The following is a 2,669-nucleotide window of genomic DNA, read 5'->3' as shown; positions in this document are numbered from 1 at the left end:
ACCCGTTCCCATTCCGAACACGGAAGTTAAGCCCTCTCGCGCCGATGGTACTGCCGCAAGGTGGGAGAGTAGGTCGTCGCCAGACGTTTTTTTTTTGTGCTTGTATAAAAACCCGGCCGCCAGCAACGAGCGTAAAAAACGTCTGGGTAACCCCGGTGTGTACCACAGGGACAAGGTCCCGAGGAACGCGCCGACGTCAGGAACGCTTCTGTCCGATTACCAGACTATCGATCTGTTGTTCTCGTCCCGAACCGCCCCGATCATGATCAGGAGGACGAGCCTCCTCCCGGGCTGATATGATAGTGCACCAGGGAATCATGGGGAGGATCTCCGCAGGAACATGAGCCACATCGGCATGCCTGGGAGAACCCGTTCCCCGGGATATGTTGTTTCGGTGATGCCCCAAAAAATACAATAATCCCCCCGTCTTGAGAGCCCTCTCGGCAGTTGAGAAAACACACCGAAGCTCTTCCCTGGGAACGTGCAGATACGTGATAACCACGAGATCATAAAAGCCTTCCCGAGGTGCATAGGCACGCAGATCTGCTTCCTCCCAGGTAACCCGGTCAGAAATATCCGGACTTCGTTCGCGGGCAACAGTCAGGGCAACATCGGAAAAATCAACCCCCGTCACATTCCACCCCTGGCTGGCAAGGTACAAGGCGTTTCTCCCGGCCCCGCAGGCCAGGTCCAGAGCGTATCCTGGCGTTAGCCTCTCTGCAAAGGCCCGTAAAGGCTCTACCGGGGGAGCGGTCAAGCTCCCGTGTCCGGCCTGATATCGTTCGTTCCAAACACTTCTGTTCATGATGATCATTCCTCCACGGCGTCCAATGAAGAACACATATTGGCCGGAAGTATAGCAGAGAGTTCTTCCTGCCGGGAGTGACTCTGCCGGGAGGGGATAGGGAAAAGATGCTCCTTCGGATATAATTCGGGTATTATGGCAGCGACGGAACCTATCAAAGCTGGTGAGAAAGAGCGAATCGGTACACTCGAGAGTTACGGCATCGCAGGAACGGCACCTGAAAAAGCCTACGACGATATTGCTGCCCTGGCGGCCGTTATTACCAAGGCGCCCTTTGCCTACATCACCTTTATTGATACAGAACAGTTGTGGTTCAAGAGCACTCGGGGCTTTTCATCGGACTCCATGGAGCGGCAAGATTCCTATTGCCAGCACGTGCTGCGTCTTGGAAAGCCTCTGATGATCCCCGATACCGCCCAAAGCGACCTGGTTGAACCGGTTTCGCTGGACGATAAGGGGCCTATCCGCGCCTATTGCGGGGTTCCCCTGCGCGTCTCCGACGGAAGCATCCTGGGGACTCTCTGTATTGCCGATTATACACCCCGGGAGCTGAGTCCTGATCAATTACAGGCTGTGGAGCGCCTTGCCGATCAGGTTGTCGCGCAGCTGGAACTGCGTCGGGCCAACAAGCTTCTTCAATCGGAGCGGGAAATCTTCGAGACACTCTTTGAAGCAGCCCCTGTGGCACTTGTGCTGGTAGAAGAAGAGCGCATTGTTCGTGGAAACACTGCTCTGGCCAGGCTTTTGGGATGTGACGATTCCAGTGCTGTCACAGGGAACCCCATAACGCGCTTTCTCTCTCCCTTTCCCAAAGAAGCCTCTCTCCCCGCCGATACGGTCCTTCGCGACAGAAGTGGTGCGGAGATCCCCGTAGAGCTCGTACAGACCACCCTGGAAATGCGGGGAAAATCCCATCAACTTCTGGCGCTTACCGACATTCGCGACCGGAAGGAAAAAGAAGCAATGCTTTCGGAGCAACGCCTTCAGGCTGAAAATGCAAACCGAATAAAAGACACTTTCCTTTCGCTGGTTTCTCATGACCTCAAGTCCCCTCTGTCGGGTATATTCACCATGCTCGATCTCCTGGCCAGCTCTCCTGATTATTTTACTGAGGAGGACCGGACCTCGGTTATTCGTGATCTTCGCAGCACCGCAGCACTCCTGGTGGAGATGATAAACCAGTTGCTGAATATTCACCGTATAAAGTCGGGTCAGATTCCTCTGGACAAGGCAGATACACCGATTCGCCCTCTGGTAGAGGAGGTGGCCCTTATTCTGAACAAGCAAATTCGGGATAAGGAAATTGATCTGCGTATAGAAATTGATAGGGACTTTTTTATGAAGGTCGATGCAGGGCTTTTCCGGGAAGCTCTTTTCAACTTGATTTCGAATGCAGTGAAGTTTTCTCCCCCCCGAGGGATCGTCCGCGTCGATGAAGCGCCCGGAGAGATCCGGGTCACTGATAAGGGCGCCGGAATACCCCGAAAGGATCTTCCTGATATCTTCCGGCATGAGGTCAAGACCAGCCGGCCCGGAACACAGGGGGAGGAAGGAACCGGTCTGGGGCTTCCCCTGGTGCGGGATATCCTTCGCGCTCACGGGGGCGATGTGACAGTGCGTTCAACGGGGAGGGAAGGAACGTGCATGGTTCTCCTGGTGCCCGAAAACATCCGCGACGAAGACGTGGCTGGAGAAATATCAGACTTATTGGAGTGACACGCCAGACACGCCAAGCATGCCAGACAGGCAAATCACGCCAGACGCGCTCTGCCATGATAGTTGTCACCTAAACCTGATTGATATGGAGGTGACACATGCCACGCTACAGCGCCCAGTTTCGTAACTCTGTGCTGAAAAAGCTCCT

Annotated in this window: 2 protein-coding genes and 1 rRNA gene; 2 read left to right on the top strand and 1 reads right to left on the bottom strand. The window is 54.6% G+C overall.

Translation table 11 applies throughout. From position 1 onward, the window contains the following. Positions 1-85, top strand: a 5S ribosomal RNA gene (rrf, locus tag BW950_RS14560); the annotation flags it as partial. Positions 86-196: 111 nt separating this feature from the next. Here rrf and BW950_RS14555 read toward each other — a convergent pair. Further along, entirely contained in the window at positions 197-805 is a 609-nt protein-coding gene (locus BW950_RS14555) for a class I SAM-dependent methyltransferase (RefSeq protein WP_159438822.1), read from the bottom strand. Between the two features lie 135 nt (positions 806-940). Between BW950_RS14555 and BW950_RS14550 the strand changes: the two genes are divergently transcribed. Next, positions 941-2,521: a GAF domain-containing sensor histidine kinase gene (locus BW950_RS14550; RefSeq protein WP_076490018.1), complete on the top strand. Its 1,581-nt coding sequence runs from the start codon at positions 941-943 to the stop codon at positions 2,519-2,521. Positions 2,522-2,669: the final 148 nt, after the last annotated feature.

This window comes from Alkalispirochaeta americana (assembly GCF_900156105.1).
GTDB lineage: Bacteria > Spirochaetota > Spirochaetia > DSM-27196 > Alkalispirochaetaceae > Alkalispirochaeta > Alkalispirochaeta americana.
This window is presented reverse-complemented; position numbering and strand designations above follow the sequence as displayed.